This is a genomic window from Uliginosibacterium flavum, from assembly GCF_040566545.1.
Classification (GTDB): domain Bacteria; phylum Pseudomonadota; class Gammaproteobacteria; order Burkholderiales; family Rhodocyclaceae; genus Uliginosibacterium; species Uliginosibacterium flavum.
Genome location: NZ_JBEWZI010000005.1, coordinates 105265 through 127766 on the forward strand (window position 1 = coordinate 105265; position 22502 = coordinate 127766).

At 57.1% G+C, this 22502-nt stretch carries 23 protein-coding genes; 4 read left to right on the plus strand and 19 right to left on the minus strand.

What is annotated here, in order from left to right; all coding sequences use genetic code 11:
* Positions 1-93 precede the first annotated feature (93 nt).
* The 12 genes from ABXR19_RS06340 to nifH all read right to left on the minus strand — a co-directional run bounded on the left by ABXR19_RS06340 (position 94) and on the right by nifH (position 9954).
* The gene (locus ABXR19_RS06340) at positions 94-789 is read right to left on the minus strand and encodes a hypothetical protein (protein ID WP_354600263.1); all 696 of its coding nucleotides are present in this window, start codon (positions 787-789) and stop codon (positions 94-96) included.
* A gap of 157 nt (positions 790-946) precedes the next feature.
* Positions 947-2356 (minus strand): response regulator, encoded by a 1410-nt coding sequence (locus ABXR19_RS06345; RefSeq protein WP_354600264.1) that lies wholly within the window; start codon positions 2354-2356, stop codon positions 947-949.
* On the minus strand, positions 2311-2901 hold the full coding sequence (locus ABXR19_RS06350; RefSeq protein WP_354600265.1) for an NAD(P)H-dependent oxidoreductase: 591 nt from the start codon (positions 2899-2901) through the stop codon (positions 2311-2313). Before ABXR19_RS06350 ends, ABXR19_RS06345 begins: the two co-directional genes overlap by 46 nt.
* 105 nt (positions 2902-3006) lie before the next feature.
* Positions 3007-3573 carry a hypothetical protein gene (locus ABXR19_RS06355; protein WP_354600266.1) on the minus strand — a complete coding sequence of 189 codons (567 nt, stop codon included), beginning with the start codon at positions 3571-3573 and terminating at the stop codon, positions 3007-3009.
* A gap of 244 nt (positions 3574-3817) precedes the next feature.
* Positions 3818-4135: a N(2)-fixation sustaining protein CowN gene (gene cowN, locus ABXR19_RS06360; protein ID WP_354600267.1), complete on the minus strand. Its 318-nt coding sequence runs from the start codon at positions 4133-4135 to the stop codon at positions 3818-3820.
* A complete protein-coding gene (locus tag ABXR19_RS06365; RefSeq protein ID WP_354600268.1) occupies positions 4125-4397 on the minus strand; it encodes a DUF6129 family protein in 273 nt (90 codons plus the stop codon). Before ABXR19_RS06365 ends, cowN begins: the two co-directional genes overlap by 11 nt.
* A gap of 2 nt (positions 4398-4399) precedes the next feature.
* Entirely contained in the window at positions 4400-5107 is a 708-nt protein-coding gene (locus tag ABXR19_RS06370; RefSeq protein WP_354600269.1) for a dinitrogenase iron-molybdenum cofactor biosynthesis protein, read from the minus strand.
* Between the two features lie 126 nt (positions 5108-5233).
* Complete coding sequence (locus ABXR19_RS06375) at positions 5234-5431, minus strand: 4Fe-4S binding protein (protein WP_354600270.1); 198 nt, start codon at positions 5429-5431, stop codon at positions 5234-5236.
* A 115-nt stretch (positions 5432-5546) separates the two neighbouring features.
* Positions 5547-5771: a putative nitrogen fixation protein NifT gene (nifT, locus tag ABXR19_RS06380; protein ID WP_354600271.1), complete on the minus strand. Its 225-nt coding sequence runs from the start codon at positions 5769-5771 to the stop codon at positions 5547-5549.
* A gap of 90 nt (positions 5772-5861) precedes the next feature.
* Complete coding sequence (nifK, locus tag ABXR19_RS06385; RefSeq protein WP_354600272.1) at positions 5862-7430, minus strand: nitrogenase molybdenum-iron protein subunit beta; 1569 nt, start codon at positions 7428-7430, stop codon at positions 5862-5864.
* A gap of 91 nt (positions 7431-7521) precedes the next feature.
* On the minus strand, positions 7522-8994 hold the full coding sequence (gene nifD / locus ABXR19_RS06390; RefSeq protein WP_354600273.1) for a nitrogenase molybdenum-iron protein alpha chain: 1473 nt from the start codon (positions 8992-8994) through the stop codon (positions 7522-7524).
* Between the two features lie 78 nt (positions 8995-9072).
* Positions 9073-9954, minus strand: coding sequence for a nitrogenase iron protein (nifH, locus tag ABXR19_RS06395; RefSeq protein ID WP_354600274.1), 882 nt, complete (start codon positions 9952-9954; stop codon positions 9073-9075).
* A gap of 171 nt (positions 9955-10125) precedes the next feature.
* Between nifH and ABXR19_RS06400 the strand changes: the two genes are divergently transcribed.
* Positions 10126-11088 (plus strand): NAD(+)--dinitrogen-reductase ADP-D-ribosyltransferase, encoded by a 963-nt coding sequence (locus ABXR19_RS06400; protein ID WP_354600275.1) that lies wholly within the window; start codon positions 10126-10128, stop codon positions 11086-11088.
* Between the two features lie 149 nt (positions 11089-11237).
* Here ABXR19_RS06400 and ABXR19_RS06405 read toward each other — a convergent pair whose 3' ends face one another.
* The 7 genes from ABXR19_RS06405 to cpaB form a co-directional block, all read right to left on the minus strand.
* Entirely contained in the window at positions 11238-12179 is a 942-nt protein-coding gene (locus ABXR19_RS06405) for a type II secretion system F family protein (RefSeq protein WP_354600276.1), read from the minus strand.
* Positions 12180-12225: 46 nt separating this feature from the next.
* Positions 12226-13182 (minus strand): type II secretion system F family protein, encoded by a 957-nt coding sequence (locus ABXR19_RS06410; protein WP_354600277.1) that lies wholly within the window; start codon positions 13180-13182, stop codon positions 12226-12228.
* Positions 13183-13223: 41 nt separating this feature from the next.
* Positions 13224-14591 (minus strand): TadA family conjugal transfer-associated ATPase, encoded by a 1368-nt coding sequence (locus ABXR19_RS06415; protein ID WP_354600278.1) that lies wholly within the window; start codon positions 14589-14591, stop codon positions 13224-13226.
* Between the two features lie 45 nt (positions 14592-14636).
* The gene (locus ABXR19_RS06420; protein WP_354600279.1) at positions 14637-15800 is read right to left on the minus strand and encodes a CpaE/TadZ family protein; all 1164 of its coding nucleotides are present in this window, start codon (positions 15798-15800) and stop codon (positions 14637-14639) included.
* 95 nt (positions 15801-15895) lie between these two features.
* Positions 15896-16177: a hypothetical protein gene (locus ABXR19_RS06425; protein WP_354600280.1), complete on the minus strand. Its 282-nt coding sequence runs from the start codon at positions 16175-16177 to the stop codon at positions 15896-15898.
* A 16-nt stretch (positions 16178-16193) separates the two neighbouring features.
* Positions 16194-17747 (minus strand): type II and III secretion system protein family protein, encoded by a 1554-nt coding sequence (locus ABXR19_RS06430; RefSeq protein ID WP_354600281.1) that lies wholly within the window; start codon positions 17745-17747, stop codon positions 16194-16196.
* Between the two features lie 24 nt (positions 17748-17771).
* Positions 17772-18656: a Flp pilus assembly protein CpaB gene (gene cpaB / locus ABXR19_RS06435; protein ID WP_354600282.1), complete on the minus strand. Its 885-nt coding sequence runs from the start codon at positions 18654-18656 to the stop codon at positions 17772-17774.
* A gap of 524 nt (positions 18657-19180) precedes the next feature.
* Here cpaB and ABXR19_RS06440 point away from each other — a divergent pair.
* Genes ABXR19_RS06440 through ABXR19_RS06450 form a run of 3 tightly spaced genes read left to right on the plus strand, consistent with a single transcriptional unit; the run spans position 19181 to position 21773 of the window.
* On the plus strand, positions 19181-19729 hold the full coding sequence (locus tag ABXR19_RS06440; RefSeq protein WP_354600283.1) for a TadE/TadG family type IV pilus assembly protein: 549 nt from the start codon (positions 19181-19183) through the stop codon (positions 19727-19729).
* Positions 19730-19748: 19 nt separating this feature from the next.
* The gene (locus tag ABXR19_RS06445) at positions 19749-20363 is read left to right on the plus strand and encodes a TadE family protein (RefSeq protein ID WP_354600284.1); all 615 of its coding nucleotides are present in this window, start codon (positions 19749-19751) and stop codon (positions 20361-20363) included.
* A 24-nt stretch (positions 20364-20387) separates the two neighbouring features.
* Complete coding sequence (locus ABXR19_RS06450) at positions 20388-21773, plus strand: vWA domain-containing protein (RefSeq protein ID WP_354600285.1); 1386 nt, start codon at positions 20388-20390, stop codon at positions 21771-21773.
* The last annotated feature ends 729 nt before the right edge of the window (positions 21774-22502 follow it).

The window sequence follows — 22502 nt, forward strand, 5'->3', positions numbered from 1 at the left end:
GCCAAAAAAATTCAGGGGTATGGCGTTCAGACAAAAAAAGCGCCCGTTTCGGGCGCTTTCTTGTGAGTGATCGCGTTAAGCGCGAGCCTCTATTTACTTCGACGGGCGCCCCGTCTTGATGCGCTCCACCGCATCCAGTGCCTTGAGCAGACCGTGCTCAGCCATATCGACCAGAGCGGCGAGACCGGCGCGCAGCACTTCACTCTTCTTGATATCGAGGCCGGCTTTCAGCGCGCGCGCTTTGAGCGTGGCAATCAATTGATATTCATCTTCCGGGAAGGTGAAGCTGTCACGTACCAGTTTGGTCTTCTTGGCTTTGGGCGCTTTGACTGGAGTCGCCGGTTTGGCTACGACGGGTTTGGTGGCAACGGGTTTGGCAATTGCTGGCTTGGCAATAGCTGGCTTGGCAATCGCGGGTTTGGTGGCTGGCTTGGCTGCCGCAGATTTGACCGGCTTGGTAGCGGGCTTGGCTTTTGCAGCAGCGGGTTTTGCGGGCGCAGCAGCTGTCTTGACTGGAGCCTTGACGGCGACTTTGGTAACGGCTTTCTTTGCAGCAACGGCCGGCTTGGCGACTGGCTTTGCAGCCGGTTTTGCAGCAGCAGGCTTACTGGCGGGGGTGGCCGGTTTGGCTGCGGCGGCAGTCTTTGCGGCCGGCTTGGCTGCTGGTTTGGTGGCGGCTTTGGCTGGCGCAGCCTTGGCTGGCGCAGCCTTGGGTGCAGCGGCCTTGGCAGCGGGCTTGCTCGCGGTCGGGGCAACAGCTGGAGTGGCGGGTGTGCTGGGTGTATTCATGGTATTTCCTTTGGGTGGTTTTAAACGGTGCAAACAGTATAAATACTTTATACGGGAATTCTGCTTGATGCAAACTTCGCGTGGATTGACGCGAACACATCCAGCGTGAGTATCTGCGGCCGTTCGGGTACAAGCTTCGAGTTTGGTATTCCGGGAGCTACAGAATGTCGCCGGTGTAGCGCGTCAGCATTTTCTTGAGCTCATCGAAATGGATCGGTTTCGACACGTAATCGTCCATGCCGGATTCCAGGTAGCGATCACGGTCGCCTTGCATGGCGTTGGCGGTCATCGCGATGATCGGGATATGACTGCCCGTGCTGCGCTCGATCTCGCGAATGCGGCGGGTGGCGGTGAGGCCGTCACAGTGCGGCATTTGCATGTCCATGCAGATCAGATCAAGACCGCCACGTTCGAAGCGGCTCACGGCGATATCGCCATCGGCGGCGATTTCGACTTTGCAGCCGAGTTTTTCCAGCAGGCGTGTGGCGAGTTTCTGATTGGTGCTGTTGTCTTCGACCAGCAGAACGTTCGGTGCATTCAGGCGCGGTGGGGGCGTTACGGAAGCAGGGCGCCGTTCTGCAATGCGTGCGGCCTCGGCGCAGACCGGTCCGGTCTGGAGTGAGGCCATCTCGGGGGACGGACTGCTGTCCTCATCCTTGATGAGGATGCCGATGGCGTCGATCATTTCGGTGCCTGAAACCGGCTTGGTCAGGCAGCGCTCAATGCCAACTTTTTGGGCCAGGCTGCGCTCGTCGCCTTGATCTGATGAGGTGAGCATCAGTACTCGCGCAGCAGGCCAGCGCGTGCGCATGAATTCAGTGGTGGTTATGCGAGCCTGTTTTTCGAGCGGAATGCCGATGCCGCTATTGCGCACGGAAAATTGCAGGCGCAACTGTCCGTCGGGTTCGATCTCGTGATGTGCACTCAGCACGATTTCGCCGCGTTCCGTGAATTTTATGGCGTTGGAGAGAAGATTCAACAGGATCTGGCGCACGCGGCCGGGGTCGCCGCTGACTTTGCCCGGCAGGTCGGGAGATATGTCCAGAATGAGTTCAATGGATTTCTCGCCAGCGCGCAAGGCCATGGTCTTGGCCGTGCTCGAAATCAGCTCGGAGAGCGAGAACGGGATAGACTCGACATCAAGCTTGCCTGCCTCGATCTTCGAAAAACCCAGGATGTCGTTGATGATCTGCAGCAAGGCCTCGGCCGAGCTTTCTACAAATCCGAGGTATTCGCGCTGCTCGCTGTTCAGGGCTGTGTCCAGTGTCAGTGCGGTCATGCCCATGATGGCATTCATGGGCGTGCGGATTTCGTGGCTCATATTGACCAGGAATTCGCTCTTGGCCCGGTTTGCACCTTCGGCTGCTTTCTTGGCGCGTAGTGTTGCTTCGCGACTGGCCTCGCGTTCGGTTACAAGCTGGCTGACGTGGCGCGACAGGGAGCTGAGGTCTTCCTGCGTAGCGCTCGGCGTTCCGTCAGGTTCAGGCCGGCCTCTCTGACAGGCCCGTCCAGAGTGCCTCTTCAGGCAATGACTTGTTTGGTCAGAGTCACTACATCCTCCAGCCATCCGGCGCGTTGTTCTGGCGTGCTGGCGATGACAGATTCGAAATTGCGGCGTTCAACCTTGCTGACTCCGCAGAAGCCCCAGACGCATGCTTTCCAGAAATTATCCAGCGGATCGCCGTAGAGCGCGAGCTCAGCTGCTTTCGGGGTGTTCGAGGTAGTGAAGACGAGGGCTGCGCGTGCCTTGAGCTGGCCGATGATGACACCTTCGCCCTTGTCATTCATACCGAATCGGTAGGCCTCGCCGGCCCGCAGCACGCGATCCAGCCAGCCCTTGAGAATGGCCGGCGCCTGGGCCCACCAGTTGGGGTGCACCACGATGATGGCATCGGCATTGAGGACGAGATCGGCGTGTTCGCGCACTTCGGCTGTTGGAATGTGGCCGCGTACCAGTTCTTCGGGCGTGTACAGCGGATCGAAGCCTTCAGCATGCAGATCACGCAGGGTGACGCGATGGCCGGCGGCTTCCAGTGTCTGGCGTGCCGTGTCGGCAATGGCGTGATTGAAGCTACCGGGTTTGGGGTGGGCGAGAACGATCAGGATGTGCATTTTTGGGTACTCGGAACTGGGTAGTGGGGACTCGGGGCGGGGAACGGGGAAAACGGAGCCAGGGCCCCCGATTCCCCAGTCCCTAGTTCCCAGTTCCCGAATTAATCAGACCGCGCCGCGAATCTCACGTCGCTTGCCGTTGTTGAGCGCGGCGATGCCGGCGAGTTCAACGTTGCTTGAATTGCGCGGGCGGAAGCCGGTGAGCTCCTTGAATACGGCCTGCACCTTGTCGGCAGGGGAAAGGCTCTTGATGTCCCCTTTTTCCAGACCGGCCAGCTGCATCAGTTCAGGCCAGGGCAAGCCATCATCCATCGGCACCAGATGCACCTTGCTGTTGCCGTGACTCAGGCTGGCAGCCTTATCGATATTGAGCGCAAAAATCACACACAGCGTATCGCAGCCCATGTCGTCGCCATAGCGACCGAGTAATGCGGGCACGTCGTTTACGTCATCAAGCATGCCGGCGAGAAATTTGATCTGGGTGTCGTCAGCCAGGAGGACGGCTTGCTGCAGAATTTTAGCCGGTGCCTTGCGTTGGGTTGCGGCATCAATCACTTCGCCTTCGATGACGATCATCTCGCCGCGGTATGCTTTCAGCGGGGCACCGCTGCAGGTCTCGTTGAGGTTGGCGTTGATCTGGTAGCCGGCGTCTGCATATTTTTTCAGCAACATGGTGAAGGGTCCTTGGTATTCATCAGGGTTGAGGTGGTTGGCAATCGCAGTTGGTTTTCTGCCCCGGGCCACTGCAGCAGTCCTGACTGGGCGCACGGCCTAGAATCAGGTTGAAGAGGGAGCCGACGGCATGCACGGCTTTGCATGGAATGCCGTGAGTGGCCTGGCAGAATTTTTCATGCAGGCTTTGCTCTTCTCCTGCGGTTTTTTTCTGGCACATGAGGGTCTCCGGAATTGAAAGGGCTCAGCAGCATTCCTGCTCGATCTGATCGAGCAAGAGCAAGGCTTGCACGTCGTCGAGGCTCTCAAGCTGATCGCGCAGGATGTTGATGTGGGCGTGGATCAGAAAGAGCTCGTCGTTGCGTGGGCCGCTGGTGGCTGTGAGTTTCTTTTCAAAGTGCACCCAGAAGGCATTGCTGCGCGCCGGATCATCCAGATAGGGCCGCAGCATGGTGATGAAGCGGCGTGCCTGACCGTTGCAATCGAGGCCGATAAAACTGGCGTAGCGGTCGCGTTCTTCGCTGGCTTGTTGCAGGCAGCCGCAGGGTGATTCAGTCGTCATCGTTGATCAGACCAATGGCCAGCCCGCCAGCGCCTTCGAGTTGTGGCGTGAGTTGGGAACAGTGACCGCTGGTGCTGATGGCATACAGCGCAAAGTCTTCACCCGTGGCCACGGGAGCAAGTCTCGAGGGAATATCGTTGTCGTCACATACGCTGAAGACGACTCCGGGAAAAGCTTCGCGCAGCTCCCGGTCGACGCCGGGACGTCGGGCATTGCCATCGGCCAACGCCTTGCAGATGGTGTCAATAAATTCTGGAGTCATTTTCAGTCCTCCTCGATCATCGCTGCAAATTGCGCCAGCGAGGGCGGGCTGATGCCCATCACGCGGGCCAGCCAGGGCGGCGGGCTGGACAGACTGGTCTGCAGACGCGAGACACTGGTGCGTGCCGGCCCGGTCTGCGGAATCTTCACCGGATGCACGTTGGCGCGGATCACCTTGGCCGCTGCGGGCCCACCGATGGACTGCACGTACAGCACATCGCAATCGGCAATCAAGGCGGCACGGGCGACGTTTTTGTCTTCGGCGTGTTCGGTTTCCAGTGTGGAGCGTGTCTCGATCAGGCGAGCCTCGGTGGCTGAAACCTGATAGATCAGGAAGCGGTCGCAGGAACCAAAATGCCCATCGAGTATCTCGCCTGTGTTCGAGGCGCAAGCCAGGCGGATTGAACCGGGCATATCGCCATCGTTGTAGGCGTCCAGTGACGGTAATTCGCTGCCACTGACACCTTCGCCCCAGAGCAGGTGCACGGCGCGCTTGAGATCTTCTTTTTCGGCCTGACAGATACCGCCATCGCCATCCATGGCTTCGCGCAAATCCTCAACCGAGCAGGCAGCCAGCTTGGTTTCGGTGAGCGGCAAATCGATCTTTTCCGCCAGCGCCAAAGTCAGTTCGCGCGGCGTGACATTCAGCTCGCGTGAAGCCAGACCAATGCGCAGCGCGGCTTCGCGGGTGATGGATGAGTTGGTGCTCATGGCAGGGCTCCTCGTGTTCGGGATGTAGGGTGGGTTCGCGCAGCAACCCACCATCGATACGGTCAAGCTTTAGCCGGTTTGCGCGGTGGGTTGTCGCTTCGCTCCGAACCCACCCTACGGATTTGATTACATATAAACGATGCAGGCGTCACCCGAAGCACAGGTGGCCTGGCACTTGGGGCCGGCGTCACTGTCTTCACATTCATTACACGTGTCGGCCTTGATCTTGACGATGCCGCCCTTGTCGAAGATCGAGTTGGTGGGGCATACGGGGATGCAGTCACCACAGCTACTGCATTCGGCTACAACGATTTTCATTGCCATGATGTTTCTCCAATCAGTAAGGAGGAAAGGGTGATGAGTGAGGAGTTGAAATTTCCGCCGGCTGCGCCGACGCAAGTTTTTACTCAGCACTCAGCACTCATTGCTCAGCACTTGCTTATTCAACTCCATCCACGCGCCGTGCCCGGATCGAAATGGGCAAACGCGCGGGCGCAGGAATCGGATCGATGTAATACACGCCCCCGTTCCCCAGCTTGATTTCGCCACCCCATTTTTCCGGGGAGTCAAACTCGATGGAAGTGATGCTGTCCTCGATGTCACGCTTGGGCAGATAGAAAGACAATCCGCCGTCTGCGCTTTTACGAACCATGATGTTGGCCATGGGGAAGTTCCGAGTGCTGGGTACTGAGTGCTGAGTGCCGAAGCCGAGGGTTTTCCCAGCACTCAGCACTCAGTCCTCAGCACTGGTTGATTAACGAACGATGTCGTAGTTGTAGTCGGTATCGTTCATGTACTTGGTCTTGTCATCCAGCAACTCAAGCACAGCGTTGGTCAGCGTGGTCAGGATGTACATCCCGCCCTCGTAGCCCAGCGTGGTCATGCGATGCAGGTGGTGTCGATCGAAGATCGGGAAGCCCAAGCGGATCAACGGCACTTCAAAGTCGGCGCCCTTGTACAGGGTGTCGCGCTGGATGGTCTTGCCGTAGGTGCTGCCGATGACGAAGTCCGGCTTGTCGGTGAAGCACAGGCTACGCAAGTGCCACAGATCGCAGCCCGGATACACCTTGGCATGGATACCGTAAGGCGAGGATTCGAGCACGGCCTTCATCCGCTTCTCCCAACGCTTGTTGCTGTTGTTGCAAAGGATGTGAGTCGGTTCGATGCCCAGTTCCAGCATGAACTTGACCATGCCGAGCAGGAAGTCCGGATCGCCGAAGATGGCCATCTTCTTACCGTGCAGCCAGGCGTGGGAGTCGGTCATCATGTCGACCAGACGGCCACGTTCCTTCAGCAGCGAAGCAGAGATCGGCTTGCCGGTGACTTCCGAAACCTTCATCAGGAATTCGTCGGTCCATTCCACGCCCATCGGAATGTTGATCTTCGGTACTTCGTGGTTCCAGGTGCCTTCAACGAACTTCTTGCTCTTTTCCAGGGTGGTGGGCTGGAGCATGAAAGTGGTGATGGCGTTCGGCGCATCTTTCACTTCGTCGATAGTCGTGCCGCCGGCATACATTTCGTATTCGCCGTTGGCCGGGGTGTCGAGCACTTCTTCCGGATCACACAGGAAGGTGTAGTCGACATCCATTTCCTTCAACATGCGCTTGATGACGCGGTAGTTGCCGAGATAGGTTTCGAAGCCCGGAACGATGTTGATCTTCTTGTTGCTGCCGACCACCTTGCCGTCCATGGTCGTCTGCGTGAAGTAGCTGACGATGCCTTCGAACATGTTGTCCCAGCCGGTGACGTGCGAGCCGACGAAAGACGGGGTGTTGGCGTAAGGGATCGGGAAGTCTTTGTCGACGTTGCCTTCCTTGCGGGCATTGCCGATGAAGGCGCCCAGGTCGTCACCGATAACTTCTGCGATACACGTCGTGCAGACAGCAATCATCTTCGCGCCATACAGCTTGGTGGCGTTCTGCAAGCCTTCATGCACGTTCTTCTGACCGCCGAACACGGCCGCATCTTCCGTCATCGAGTCGGCGATGAACGCAATCGGCTCTTTGAAGTGACGGTTGAAGTAGGTGCGGAAGTAAGCCACGCAGCCTTGTGAGCCGTGGATGTACACCATGGTCTTTTCGAAACCCATGCCGCACAGGGCGCCGCCCAGAGGCTGACACACCTTGGCCGGGTTGATGGTCAGCGCGGTGCGCTTGAAGTTGATGTCCTGATATTCCTGGGTGGTCGTCCAGGCGAAGGTTTCAGCGATCTTGTCCTTCGACGGCATCTCTTCCCACAGCTCGCGCTTGTTGGCGAGCAGGTCCTGATACTCCGGCTCGTTGAAGAGCGGGAAACATGCTTTTGTGTTTTCGACGGTTTGCATTTTGCATCTCCTTGCCCGGCCAGCTAGCTGTGGACGCGGGCTAAGTTTGGTCGGCCGTGCGGCGCTCGCCGCACGGATTCACTGGTCTGCTTCAGGCGGCTTTCTGTTCGCCTTCAGCCTCATCTTTCAACCACGGAGCCTTGAGCATTCCCCAGCAGGGGTTATTCACGGTCATGTCCATGTCGCGGGCGAAGACGGCGAAGCCATCAAAGCCGTGATACGGGCCGGAGTAATCCCAGGAGTGCAGCTGGCGGAAAGGCACACCCATCTTGTGGAAGGCATACTTTTCCTTGATGCCGGAGCCGATCAGATCAGGCTTGAGAACGCGCACGAACTCTTCGAACTCATAGCCAGTCACGTCGTCATAAATCAACGTGGCGTCCTTCATCTCTTTCATCGTGCGGTCGTAATCGTCGTTGTGCGCGAATTCATAACCGGCACCGATCACTTCCATGCCCAGATCTTCGTAGGCACCGATGGTGTGACGCGGACGCAGACCACCGACGTACAGCATGACCTTCTTGCCTTGCAGACGCGGCTTGAACTTGGCGATGATCGCGTTCATGGCGGGCGTGTATTTGGCAATCACACGCTCGGCACCCGCCTGGATCGTTTCGTCGAAGTGCGAGGCGATGTCGCGCAGGCTCTCGGCAATCTTGGTGGGGCCGAAGAAGTTGTATTCCAGCCATGGAATCGCGTACTTCTCTTCCATGTGGCGCGCGATGTAGTTCATCGAGCGATAGCAGTGCAGCAGGTTCAGTTTCACCTTCGGCGTGTTTTCCATCTCGGCCAATGTGCCGTCGCCGGACCACTGTGCCACAACGCGCAGACCCATCTCTTCGAGCAGGATGCGTGAAGACCAGGCATCGCCGCCGATGTTGTAATCACCCAGGATGGCCACGTCGTAAGGCGTGCCTTCGAATGCAACATCGTCACGATTGCTGATGATGAAATCGCGTACTGCATCGTTCGCGATGTGGTGGCCGAGGGATTGCGACACGCCACGGAAACCTTCGCAACGAACCGGAATGACGACCTTGCCGATTTCAGCCGACTTCTTCTTGGCGACGGCTTCGATGTCGTCACCGATAAGGCCGACCGGGCACTCGGATTGCACCGAGATACCACGGGACAGCGGGAACAGCGCTTCCAGTTCGTCGATCAGGACGGCGAGCTTCTTGTCGCCGCCGAAAACGATGTCTTTTTCCTGGAAATCGGACGTGAAGTTGATGTCACAAAAGCTATCAACGCCAGACGTACCAGAGTAATAGTTACGACGACCACCGCGGGAATACGCGCCACAGCCGACCGGACCGTGCGAGATGTCGATGATGTCCTTGATGGGGCCCCACACCACGCCCTTGGAACCGGCGTAGGCGCAGCCGCGCTGGGTCATCACGCCCGGCACCGACTTGCGGTTGGAGGTGATGCATTTTTTGGATTGCTCAATGGACTTGTCATTCACCATCAGGTGTTTGGCGCGGTCCTTCTTGGCCTTCTCGGGATAAACCTCCAGCACCTCTTCAATGAGGGCCTGGGCTTGCTCGCGGGTGAGCTCAGACATGGTATTTCTCCTTGCGCCGGCCCTTAGCCGGGCACGGCGCACAAGTTGATACGAGTTTTACGGTGGTGTCGGTATGAATCAGGCGGCCAGTTCGGCGGCAGTCTTGCCGACGATCTTTTCGTCTTCCACTTCCATGATCCCGAATTCCATCAGCAGTTCTTCCAGAACTTCCATTTCGATCGGATTCGGAATGACGAACTTGGTGTTGTTCACAATCTTGTTGGCCAGTGCGCGATATTCGTCAGCCTGGCTGTGCGTCGGGTCATACTCGACGACGGTCATGCGGCGGATTTCAGCGTGCTGAACAACGTTGTGGCGCGGTACGAAGTGGATCATCTGGGTGCCGATCTTCTCAGCCAGTGCCATGATCAATTCATCTTCGCGGTCGGTATTGCGGCTGTTGCAGATCAGGCCGGCCAGACGCACACCACCCGAGTTGGCGTACTTCACGATGCCCTTGGCGATGTTGTTGGCGGCGTACATGGCCATCATTTCGCCGGAACAGACGATGTAGATTTCCTGCGCCTTGCCTTCGCGGATCGGCATGGCGAAACCACCACACACCACGTCGCCCAGCACGTCGTAGAATACGAAATCTAGGTCATCCGAGTACGCGCCTTCTTCTTCGAGGAAGTTGATGGCGGTAATCACACCACGGCCAGCGCAACCGACGCCGGGCTCAGGGCCACCGGACTCGGCACACTTGATGCCGCGATAACCCACTTGCAACACGTCTTCCAATTCCAGATCTTCAACCGAGCCGGCATCTGCCGCCAGTTGCATTACCGTGTTCTGCATTTTTGCGTGCAGAATCAAACGGGTGGAGTCGGCTTTCGGATCGCAACCGACGATCATGACCTTCTTGCCGGATTCGGCCAGAGCGGCCACGAGGTTCTGGGTAGTTGTGGATTTGCCAATCCCACCCTTGCCATAAATTGCGCATTGACGCAGCTTTGCCATGGTGCTTCTCCTTGCGAGATGTTGCTGAAACGGGTTGTTCGGGGCCAGGCATGTGAGTTGCGTCATTCACGCTAAACACCTGCACTGGCGACTCGCAACACTTATCGCAACGCCTGTGCCAGATGTTTGAATATTCACTCAAGCGCATGAATTTAAAGGACAAAAATTAAAATGTCGGAGACCGGAAACCGTGTGGCATGCGACAAACAAGCAGACTTGTGTAGGGATAGCGACAAGGCTGACAGAACAATCGCCGGGCCGTCCCAAGTTCCTGGTTCCTGTGGAGGGCTGCCTGAGGCCGCAGGCGCAAGCGGCGGCAGTCATCCTGATAATCCGACCCTGCCAAGCTGGGCGCGGCTATCGATCAACCGCTGCAATCTGCCCGCAGTCATTCTGGGTAGTCACACTTTCCAGAAGAATCCAGCGCCGCTGCTGATTGATGGCGTCGCAGAGCTGCATCGCGATTTTTTCCGCATGCTGCATGCGCGCGATTCGGAAGCCGAACGCGTCCAGCTCTTCTATGACTACATGACGATGTGCTTCAGGCTGGAATCTCTGGAAGATGCCGGCTTTGCACCGGGCATGGCCAAGAGCCGGGGCAAGCTCAACTACCTCAAGCTGATCCGCGGCTGGCATTTCAATGCCGACAGTGTTGAAGGCGCCGTTCTCAAGGCCTGGGTGGAATCGCGTTTCGGCCTGCTGCCACGCCATCACCGTGCGCCGATCCGCGATTTTTCGGGCGATGCTTACAATCTGTATCTGGAACAGCGCGCCACGGGCCTCTACAACACCAACGCGCTCGAAGCCCAGCTAGATCTGGTCTACACCTGGACTCAGCTGGAGCTTGCCCGCCGCCATCCGGAGCAGACCCACTTTCACCTGTATCGCGGCGTCAATCGCTGGGAGGCGCACGAGTTCCTTGGCAAGAAAGATGGCGAAACTCTGGTGCTGCTCAACAATGTGAATTCATTCTCCGGCGACGCGGAGCGGGCCGGTGAGTTCGGCGACCGCGTGATCGCCACCGACGTGCCCTTCACCAAGATCATCTGCTGCGCTGAAGTGCTGCCCGGCAAGCTGCAAGGGGAGGGCGAGTATCTGGTGATCGGCGGGGTTTATGGCGTGAAGGGTGGCTGAAGAGCCTCGCCTGGATTGACTGTGCGGACATGCATGCTGAAGAGGCTTGCTGGGCAAGCCTCTTCAGGTTAGACCGGTATTGACCTTCAGTAGAAACACACCAAGATCAAATTTTGTTCTGGAATACGCTGGACTTGCCTGCGCCTTGCTCACTGTAACGAAGGAAGCAATATGCGATAGATATGCACGAAAGCGGGCCCCATCAGCACCAGCAGCAGTGAAGGGAAAATGCAGAAAATCAGGGGGAAGAGCAGCTTCAGCGCAATCTTCGCGGCGGCTTCCTCAGCCCTTTGACGACGTTTGGTGCGCAGCATCTGGGAATGAATGCGTAGCGTAGAAGCAATGCTGGTGCCGAAGCGGTCGGCCTGGACGAGCATGGCGACCAAACCGTCCACTTCCGCCACGCCGGTACGCGCGGCAAGGTTGCGCAAGGCTCGTTCGCGATCACTACCTGCGCGCAATTCAAGCCCGACCAGCCGTAATTCCTCGCTGAGCACCTCGCTTCTCTGTTCAATATCCACCGCAACACGGCTTAAGGCTGCATCGACGCCAAGCCCCGCTTCCACGCACACGGTCATCAGATCCAGTGCATCCGGAAAACTTTCGAATATCTCTCGCTGACGCAACGCAATCATGTGCGACAGGATTGCGTTCGGCAGGTAGTAGCCTATTGTCGCGACCAACAACAGGATCGGCATCAGGGTGGTGATGGGCAGTGTTGGCGATCCCATTGAAAGTAGCATATACGCGGTGAGCGGGAACGCCAGCGCCAGGACGGTTTTTGCGCTGAAGTAAACCAGAGGTGCTGACGCGTTGCGGATGCCTGCATTGAGGAAGCGCATGCGGATGCCCGATTTTTCCCAGCCTTCATCAGGCACAGAGAGGTCGCTCAGTGGCGTAAACACTTTGGTCAGGCGGTCAAACCAGGCATGCCGCGGTTTTTTCAGCACGTTGTAGTCCGATGGGTGGGAGCCCACCAAGAGCAGACGTTGTCGCGTTTCACTGGGCGAAATTATGCCGAGAAAAAATGCGACCATCCCGAAAACTGAAATGAAAACCAGTGCCAGAAATGTTATTTGCACGATTGTCATGATGCAATTCTCCCGCGATTCGGGCGCCCGGCACCCGGAGCTGTGATCAAACGTGGATTTTGATAATTCGGGTCATCCACCAGATGCCGAACACCATTAGCGCGATCGCGCCGTAAACCAGTTTGATGCCGACTGGATCACTCCAGAGCACCTGAAGAAAACCCGGGTTAACAATCAGGATCGCGCCGCCCGCTGCAAACGGCAACAGTGAGAGAATCCAGGCGGACATCCGGCCCTCAGCAGACAGGGTGCGGACTTCACCCATCAGCGTGAGACGCTGACGCACGATGGAAGAAATGTTGTCGAACAGTTCGGCAAGATTACCGCCTGTCTCGCGCTGGATCAGAATCGCCACGACCAGATAGCGCAGATCACCCGTCGGCAGACGTGTCAGCAGGTTGAGCAAAGCGTCATGAACAGACACTCCGTAGTTGATCTCGTCGAACAGCACCTTGAATTCGCCGCCAATCGGATCATGCATCTCATCGCCCACCATTTGCAGCGCAGCCGGCAGGGCGTGACCCGCCCGGAGCGCGCGCGACATCAAGTCGATCGCATCGGGCAATTGTTGTTCAACCATCGCCAGACGTTTAGAGCGGGCATGCCACACGTAGAGCAAAGGGAGCGCGGCCAGCGCCAGACCGATCAGGAAGGCGAAAACCAGATTGTGTGTGGTCAGCAGGATGGAAGCGAATCCCAGCACGAGAAAAATGATCGTGATGCCGACAAACTCGCCGACTGATAGATTCAAGCCCGACTGTACCAGCGCTCGATCGATGCTATGAATTCTGGGAAGCAACATCAGGAACTGATCCAGTCCGCCCGATTCGCTCAACGCGCGCTGCTTGAGAATGGATAACTGGCTATTTCCATGCGCCCCGGCAGATGCTTCCCGCAAGCGGCGCGCAATGCGCTGGGCTTCCGGACCACGCGTGGCGTTCCACCACATGAAAGCGCCCTCCAACCCGAGCGCAACCGCGACGAATATCGCAATTCCAAACATTAGAAATACTGTATCTACCATCATCGCTACTCCCGAAAAAACTACATATAGCGTCGAGCAGGGTCAAACAGCGAATCCGCAAGGTTGATACCGAAGGTCCGCAAACGCTCGCCGAATTTTGGCCTGACGCCGCTTGCGGAAAAATAGCCCTGCACAACGCCGGACTCGGACACACTGGTTTGTCTGAAGCTGAATATCTCCTGCATGGTGATGACATCACCTTCCATACCGGTTACTTCCTGCAGGCCAACCACCTTGCGCTTGCCATCGCTCAGGCGCGCAACCTGAATTACTACATTGACTGCGGAAGAAATCTGCGCGCGCATGATGCGCGGTTGTGGCGGCATGCCGGCCATACCGAGCATGTTTTCCAGGCGCAGCAAGCCGTCGCGCGGCGAGTTGGCGTGGATCGTACTCATCGAGCCCTCGTGGCCTGTGTTCATTGCCTGCAGCATGTCAAAAGCTTCCGGACCGCGTACCTCACCCAGAATGATCCGGTCAGGCCGCATCCGCAGTGCATTGCGCACCAGCGCACGTTGTGAAACTTCGCCTTTCCCTTCAATGTTCGCGGGGCGGGTCTCCAGGCGTACCACGTGCGGTTGTTGCATTTGTAATTCCGCTGCGTCTTCGATCGTGATCACGCGTTCCGCAGGCGGGATGTAGCCGGACAGAATGTTGAGCAGCGTGGTTTTACCGCTACCCGTACCACCGGAGATGAGGACGTTGATCTTGGCGCGAATCAGACTTGCCAGAATCTCCGCCATCTCGGGGATCAAGGTGTTGAAGTCGACCAGATTTTCCATGGTCAAAGGCGCTGTGGAGAAGCGCCGGATCGAGAGTACCGGCCCGTCCAGTGCCAGCGGCGGAATGATGGCATTGACGCGCGATCCATCCTGCAGGCGCGCATCCACCATCGGACTGGATTCGTCAATGCGTCGCCCGACCCGCGCGACGATCTTGTCGATGATCTTCATCAGATGCGCATCATTGACAAAGCTCACCTCGGTGCGCTCGATGCAACCATTGCGTTCAACGTAAACCTGACGGTAGTTGTTGACCAGGATGTCGGATACGGACGAGTCCGCGAGCAGGGGTTCCAGCGGCCCAAGCCCCATCATCTCGTACTGCATGTCGCGGACCAGACTGCGCCGCTCCACATCATTGATGACGATGTTTTCTTCCTGCAGGATTGCCTCGACCAGACTGCGCAGTTCAACGAGCAGATGGTCCGGCGTCATCTTGTCCAGCGCTTCCAGATCGATACGATCCAGAAGCGTCTTGTGCATGTGACTCTTCAGGTCCTGATAGGCCTGGGTGCCGCGCGCGGTAGGCGGGCGCGGCAAGGCTGCTTCGGCATACGTTATGGCCGTGACGACATTTACCGCTTCAAGTCGCTCTCTGAGAGACATACCCGCCTCCGTGTTTCTTCTTGTTTGCCTGCGTTGCTGACCGAATCAGGAGAACACCCGCGATAACCATCCACCTCGGGATGCTTCTTCCTCGTCGGCCGGGACAATCATGTATGCCATTTCAATCAGAGCCTTGCTGACTGGGTCCGTGCGCTGCCCCTTGATAATTGGAACACCCAGATTCACCGAGGTGGCCGTCGCCTGATAGCTGTTTGGCAAGGTCGTGAATACTTTCAGCCCGACAGTGCGTTCAATATCCGTCAGCGAAATTTCCCCGCCTTTCCGGTAACGGTTCACGATCAGACGGATCTGCTCCGGGTGATAGTCCAGCGAACGGAACACATTGATCAGACGCTTGCTGTCGCGAATGAAGGGTAGCGTGAGTTGCAGCACAGGGAAAATCAGGTCCGCCATATCCAGCGCCTGAAGGGTGATCGTATCCAGCGTGCGTGCCACATCGACGATAACGAAATCGTATTTGCTGCGTGCCAGGCGGATAATGGCATCCACATGTTCGCGCTTTACATCCGGTGCGCTGGACGGATCATCGGGTGAGGCCAATACATGCAAGCCGGGCGCGACCTCCAGCATGGCGGATTCAAGGAAGAATGCATCCAGCCGATTGATTTCACGCGCCACCTCAGCCACATTGCTCGGCGGAATCTGTTCCGAAACGAACATCGCCACATCACCGAACAGCAGATTCAAGTCGATCAAGGCCACACGTTGCTTTCTTTCCGCGGCCAGTGCATAGGCCAGATTTGCCGCGATGAAGGTTGCACCGCTCCCGCCCTTGCAGGAAATGAAGGCCAGAACCTTGCCTTCGCCCCGCATGCCGGGCAGGTGGCTGCGTTTTTGCCGGATTCGGCCAATGGCCTCCTGCAGCGCTTCCGTCGTGATCGTTATGGGCAATACCTCACGCACGTTCGCGCGCATCGCCCGCATCAGGAACTCCACCGAGGTCTCGGTCGCAATCAGCAGCACATCAATGTCAGGACGTCGCTGGCTCAAGATTTCCAGCGTTTCCAGGCAGGCGGGAGTGGCCTGATCGATGATCAGCACATCTGGCCCGGACCCGTCGATGAAAGCGGACAATTCTTCGATGCGCCAAGCACCACCGGAGACCTCCGCCTCCGGATCCTTTTCGACGGCAGCGCGCTTGATTTCGGCGAAGCGCGGATTGTCGTTACAGAGAACCTTTATTTTCATGACAAGCTCTATCCATTCAATCAAGCAGGATGGTTCAGGCGCGTGCCGGCCGAGCAGGCCGGCGCGTGCCGATCTGCCCAACCGCTGATTTTTTACTATTTGGTGCCGGAGCCGGTCGAGAACGAACTTCCTGTATCGGCTTTCGGCTTGCGGAAGCTCTCGTGGTAGTTGTCCATCGCCCCTTTGGCGGACCGGCTGTCCAGACCAGTGACAGGGTCAGGATTGCCCGATGCATTGGGGTTTAACGCCTGCTGCGTCTTGATGGCTTTCAGCGAGTCGCCAAGCTGACCATCTGTTCTGGGGGTCGTGGTGGCCGTGCACGCGGCTAGACTCGCAGCGGCAATAATCACCGTGGATACAATCGATAGTGGTTTCATGTCTGGACTCCCGTCATTACTTCAAATCCGAACTGCTCTTTGTCGAATCATCATCCTTGCGCGAACCTTCCAGCTTGCCGTTTATGATAATGTCGTTGCGAGTCGGTGGCACATAGGAATCCGTTGGCAGCGGATAGTCTGCTGGCAAGGGCTTGACGAGGTGTGGCGTGATGATGAAGACCAGCTCGGAACGATCCGTCTGGAAACTGCTGCTGCGGAACAGCGCACCGATGATCGGCAACTCACCCAAAAACGGAAAGGCGCTGATGCTGGAACGCACGTTATTCTTGATCAGGCCGCCGATGGCAAAGCTCTGGCCGTCCATCAACTGCACCGTGGTTATCGCCCGGCGTGTACTAAAGGCGGGCAGGATTGCCGTGCCACCAATACCTGTCGCAGCAACCGCCACTCCCTTGGGATCCAGCTCCGAGACTTCTGGGGCCACCTTCAAATTGATACGCCCGCCACTGAGCACCGTCGGAGTGAACTTCAGGCTCACCCCAAACTCCTTTTCTTCCAGGGTGATCGTATTGTTGCCGCCGGTATTGGTGATGACCGGGATGTAGATCTTGCCGCCAGCAAGGAAGCTGCCTTCCTGCCCGGAGATCGCCATCACATTAGGTTCGGCCAGCACTTTCACCAGCCCATCCTGCTTCTCCATATCAACACCCAGATCAGCTTTGAGTTCGCCTCGCGCAAGTGGCGTATCAAAGCCGCCCGCCGCCGTCAAAGCACTCGTATTCCCGAAACCTAGAACCCGGGTTCCGTTGATATCAATATTCAACGGAGCAAGTAATGACTTCAAACGCAAGTTGCCGGCGATATTGGTGCCAAACTTGTCGAGCAATGCCTTGGAGATTTCAGCCACCTTCACCTCCAGCATCACTTGCTGGGGGGCGGCAACGTCCAGCAAATTGATGACGCGAGGATTGCTGCTCGACGCCGCGTTACCCGTGCCACGTACATAGGCATTCGCAATTTCCACCACCCGGTCTGCCGCAGCAGAATCGCTTACCGTGCCCGATAGCACCACCGAATCGGATGCCGAGGCGATCTTCAGCCCCGCTTCGCCTGGCATCAACTCCTTGAACGAAGCATTCAAACCCGCCGTATCCATGCCGACCACCACATCCACCATCGAGCACAGCCCGGCGCGGTCCACCAGCACAATGTTGGTCGTACCGATCGATTTGCCCAGTACATAGATTTCAGTCGGGCTCAGCAGCAACACATCGACGTCAGCCACACCTGTTTTGGCGTTTTGCTGAGACGAGCGCGATTTGTCATCGTCGGTCTTCGTGTCTTCGCTGGGGCGCCCTGCATGCGCATTCTGCGGGTTGCCCAGCAGCATCCGGGATACAGGGCTTTGCGGGCGAATCAGCGTGGATTTGCCAACTGCGATCCTGACGACCTGGCCCATCTCTACGCGATTGCACGGCGACGCACTGGCAACCGGCGGTTTTGCGACAAGCGATTTACTCGACGCTGCAGGTGCAGCCTGAACGCTGCCGCAGGCGAGAATTGACGTGATCAGCGCAGCCAGAGCACGCAACTTGAATTCAGAGGACATGATTTATCTCCCGCTCATTTTTATTCAGAAACACTCGATGGACTTACTGGCTCCGCGAATGATTTCCACACAGTTGCGTGGCGCCTGAGCTTCCATTTTTGGTGCTGATCTTGGGCGTGGCGCGCGCATTACGGCTTTTGCAGGTTGTTGCACGCTGGCTGGAATTACTTCCGGTGCCGGCGCTCCTGAACCCGTTGGGAAGCCTGTGAGCAAGGACTCTTTGGTTGCGCCCACCGTCTGCAGCGCCACCTGATCGATCTGGTTACGCAGCACCAGTGACAGGCTGCCCACCGAGCGTGCCAGATCCAGCCTTTCGGCCTGTTCAGGCGTCACTTCAAGGGTGACCGCATTCACCACCTTGGGTTTTGTCTCATCCCGTCCTGCCTCTTGCGCCACAGCCAGCACCAGGATGTGCTCAAGCACGAATTTCGAGATCGAGCGATCCTTGTCATTGTTGCCCTTGGCGCCGTCTTCCATGGTGTTGACCATGATGTCCACGAAATTTCCGGGCAGCGCGAAGCCTGCTACGCCGATGACATCATTGACCCGCACCGTAATGGCACGCTTACCCTCCGCCACCACCGCAGACAGACCACCCTTGGTGCCTAGCGGGGCGAGCTTTCCTTCCAGAATGGCTTCGCCACGGGTGATGCTGGTTTTGGCGACCCGTCCGTCAAGGACCTTGGGATCCTTGAAAATGCCTGCCGGCTCGTTGCCGGCTGGCCAGGTAACCATCTTGATCATCTCTGGGGTGATCCGGGCGCCAAACTGGATATCGGTCGTCGCAATTGCGACTTTATCGCCCCCAGTCTGACCTTTCTCGTGGATCCAGCGTGCTGCCAGCAGTACCGCTGCTAACCCCGCCAGGATGGCAACCACGAGCATTACAACGCTTCGTGTGTTCTTCATGACAAAACTCTCCCGACCAGACTGCCGTTAAGGAATCTTTCATCATCGGGCGGAAGATTATTTATTCTGAGCGCATTGCACCGGTTGTTCGGGTGGCTGGCTTTTTGTAACCTGATTCTGGATTTTGCCCCTCAAAAAACCGAGTCCCCGCCCTTTGGTCTGGATATTAATTTCCGTGGTCGGTTTGTCTGTGACTTTTGTCATGCTCTTCAAATAAAAAAGCGGCCCTTTTGCGCGTTTGCATTGCGTAGGCCTTGACCTAAAGTGTCGGTAAAGCTGCGGTTCAGGGCATTGAGTTCGGGTCCGGAAATCTGCTTCTGATCGTCACTTCGAAGCTTGCAATACGCCGCTGCAAAATCTCTTCGCGGCACAGGCTTGGCAGGTTCGATCTGATATCAAACAGCCGTTCGAATGGCTACCCGGCTGAAAGATCAGCGGGCACGGAAATCCCGCAAGATCCGACCACCACACGCCACCGGATTCGCCCGCGTCGCGCGTGTCTATTCCGGTTGTTTCAGTGCGAAATGGCAACGAACAAAGACAGAGATATTCAAGTGGAGGCGGCAATGAGATATCGAAAAGAAACGGGGGCGACAGCAGTCGAATTCGCGCTGATAGCGCCAGTCTTTTTCCTGCTCATCTTCGCCATCATCGAATTCGGTCTGCTGTTCTGGGTGGATCTCACCATGCAGCACGCCGTGCGCGAAGGCGCCCGTTTTGCCATTACCGGTCAGACCAACCCAAGTCCTGACCCCAACCACAAACGCTATAACGACATCATTGCGACAATGAACAAGAGCTCAATGGGATTGTGGGCCAAGGTCGATCCGGAAATTTCGGTAACCATCACCAATGGTGCGAGTTCAACAACGACGGTATACGACGACGATACGCCCTATGTCGACGGAATGTTTGGTGAATCAGGGAATGTCATCACTATCCAGCTCAATTGCAGATGGCCCCCGTTTACCGGCTATATCAGAGATTTTTTCAGCACTGGTGAGCACGGCTTTCACGTCGCGGCCACCATGAAAAACGAGGGCTTCACACCACCACCAACACCAAAACCTTGAAATACGAGGCCTGCTGATCATGATTGCCTACAAAACCCGTCTATGCCGCAACAGAGGTGTTGCCGCCGTTGAGTTCGCACTGGTGCTGCCTTTCCTTCTCTTGATGTCGCTCGCCGTGGTCGACTTTTCACGCTTCATCCAGGCCCAGTTGATCATCACCAACGTCAGTCGCGAAGGTGCCAACATGTCTTCCCGATTTACGCCTGTCGGTGATGCCGAAAACGTAGCCAAGGGATTTCAGGCGATTTTGGACGGCCTGGCCGCCTCCATGCCGCCGCTGAAAATGAGCGACTTCGGCATGATCTACATCACCGAGGTGACCGCGTTAGCCAACAACAACAACAACGCCGTAACGAATACCGTTACAAACCAGTTCTACTGGCTGAAGGGGTGGAGCGGCAGCCCAAACAGTGCGATATGGAGTTGTGGTCAATGGAAGGCCGACGGCAGTTGCGATATGGGAACAAGCACGCCCACGGCCAATCTCATGGCTGGAGAGCTGAATGCTGGCGATCAGATATATGCCGTAGAGGTTTTCTACAATCTGCCTTCGCTCTTTGGTGGTCTACAAATCACCACCAACATCAGGGTGCCAAATATCGGCCCGATACTACGTTCAATGAATGTGATGTGAACACGGCAACGTGGAGGAAAAATCATGCGTACACCTGGCTTTAGAAAGATCAAAGGGCAGATTGCCCTCATGACCGGCCTGCTGATCCTTGTCCTGGTCGGGGTCGTGGGCCTGGCGATCGATTCCGGTCTGGGCTACATCATCAAGGCCAGACTCAATGCAGCCGTAGATGCCGCTTCTATTGCCGGTGCGCGTGGCGTCGTGATTGGCAACACTCAGGCAGCGCAGACCGCCAACGCCCAAGCCGCCGCCACCAACTTTTTTAACGCAAATTATGCTAATGGATTTATGAATTCCACGCCGACCTTGGGCGATATCAGGGTCAACTATCTAGGGAACGGGCAGATCACCGTAGACGTTGCCGCCACCGCCGCGGTGCCGGTCAATCTGATGGGGATTTTCGGTTTCAATATGCTGCAGGTCGGGTCCGCCGCCCAGACCATTCGCAGAGATCTCGACATGGCTTTCGTGGTGGATACCACGGGCTCGCTGCGCGACGACGCTCGTGCGGTGAGAGCTGCATCCAGGAGTTTTCTGGAGCGCTTCAATGCGAATGTTGACCGGGTGGCGTTGATGCACTTTGCTAGCGGCGGGGTGGTTGATGTCGGCTTCAGAAGACCTGATTTTGGTCGTGGCTTTGACCGGGAGACGATGATCCGCAGAATTGACAATTATCAATTTCGTGGCTGGACAAACTATGCCGAAGGGCTTTGGCATGCTCGGGATCAGCTCAACAGCATTACGAACCCATCCGGTTTGCGCGTGATTGTGTTCTTCTCCGATGGCTCGCCGAACACAATCTCTTCTTTCTACACCTTCAGGACAGCGAATCGCTGTCCTCAGGCGGGCGCCATAGCGTCGGACGAAGGATCTACGGGGACGCCTACTGGTTTGTTTTCTTACAGCTTGCAGGATGAGTTGTTGCCCGGCAACTGTGGGCAAAGCTACAACGGCAATGACATCTGGAGATACGTCAGCACGACGGCAGCCTTGCCTGCGTTTTACAACGCACATCGCAGAACGGATCAGGAGTTCAGGTTTGCACCAAACCCGACGACCAATCCATCAGGTCTGCGTACGGTTACCAACGATAATAGCTCTCGCCAGAGGCTCTATACCAACATCAACAACGCCTCCCGTAACATTGCTGAGGAGATGGCCTGGCAGTCCAGAAGAGAGGGTATTTTCGTCTTTACCTTGGGTCTGGGGGCCAACCTGAATCAGCGGAATGGCCCCAATAACGAACGGGGGGATGAGGTGCTCAGGTGCATGGCCAACACTGCGGACGCGCCTGCGCGCTGCCGTATAGACACACAGCCCACGGGTGTGTACGCCTTCGCGGCCAATGCAGACCAGCTACAGCAAGCTTTTGACAAGCTGGCCTCGCAGATCCTGCGCCTCAGCAGATAAGCCTCCGCCCGTAACACGCCCGCGCAACCCTCATTGGATTCGCGGGCGTTTTTGTTTGTAATCGGGGCTTTGAAGCAGATCGAGTGTGAAGCAGGGATGCTTGTAGAGCCGCACAGGGCGTGTCTCTTCAGGCATGCATGTTGTACATCGTCTGTTGATAAGGCTCTGCAGACGATATGTTTGCAGATGTCCGCCCAGTGCGGCTTTGCGGGGATGTATTCCAAACAGTCAGCAGGGAGAGTCCGTGTCTTGTTTCTGGCGCCTCGTTCAAGCCCGGCGCCGACCGGGATGTGTTTCAGCCAGGCGTGTGCCGTCAAGGTTTCGTCCTGCCCGAGCAGGTTGAAATCCGGCGCCTTGCTGTTGTCGCCGGCTTAGGGCTGGACTGTCCGCACGCCATTGCGGCAATTCCCCTGGTCTGCTGTCCATAATAAATTCCCGATCTCAAAACCGAAGTCAGAGCATTCCCTCCTTTGCAAAAGGAGAGCGAGGGAGGATTGGCTTGCATTGGCTGGCGCTCGTTTGGCGCCAGCGTGGAAGCGCAAACCCAATCCCCCTCAATCCCCTTTTTTCAAAGGGGGAGGCCGCTGCGTAGAGGATGCTGCCTGGGCATGAATCGATTCGCTTGGGCGTGGATGCCGCTTAATCCACTGCATTCCGCGCCCTTGCGGTGATCCCACAGACTGATGACGGACAGGCGCGTGTGAAGGCGCGAATCCCGTGAATTCCCCC